General features: G+C 71.7%; 1 protein-coding gene. It reads left to right on the top strand.

The features are described 5' to 3' along the window. Window positions 1–541, top strand: a 541-nt coding sequence (locus tag C9414_RS21030; protein WP_142398085.1) for an MFS transporter, incomplete at both ends; no start/stop codon positions are given.

The raw sequence follows: 541 nt of genomic DNA on the forward strand, positions 1-541 counted from the left end.
GCCGCTGCTGCCCGAGTTCAGCCGCCACTTCGGCGTGTCCGCCGCCGGCAGTGCGATGTCGCTGTCGCTGACCACCGGCACGCTGGCGGTGGCGATGCTGCTGGCCGGCCTGCTGTCCGACGCGGTCGGCCGCCGCCCGTTGATGATCGCCGCCTTGCTGGCCTCGGCCGTGCTGTCGCTGTGCACCGCGCTGGTGGATGACTGGACCACGCTGCTGGTGCTGCGCACCCTGCTGGGGCTGGCGCTGAGTGGCGTGCCGGCGGTGGCGATGACCTACCTGGTCGAGGAAATGGACAGCCGCGCGCTGGGCCTGGCGATGGGCCTGTACATCGGCGGCAATGCCATCGGCGGCATGAGCGGGCGTCTGCTGGCCGGCATCATCGCCGACCACTGGGGCTGGCGCTGGGGCATCGGCGTCGTCTCGATCATCGCCATCGCCAGCACCGTGCTGCTGTGGCTGCAGCTGCCGCCGTCGCGGCATTTCCAGGCCCGGCGCGGTGGCCTGCGCCACCTCCCGTCGCGTTGGCGTACGTTGTTTGCC

This window comes from Bacillus sp. Nf3, from assembly GCF_003028545.1.
In the GTDB taxonomy this organism is placed as follows: Bacteria; Bacillota; Bacilli; order Bacillales; family Bacillaceae; genus Bacillus; species Bacillus safensis.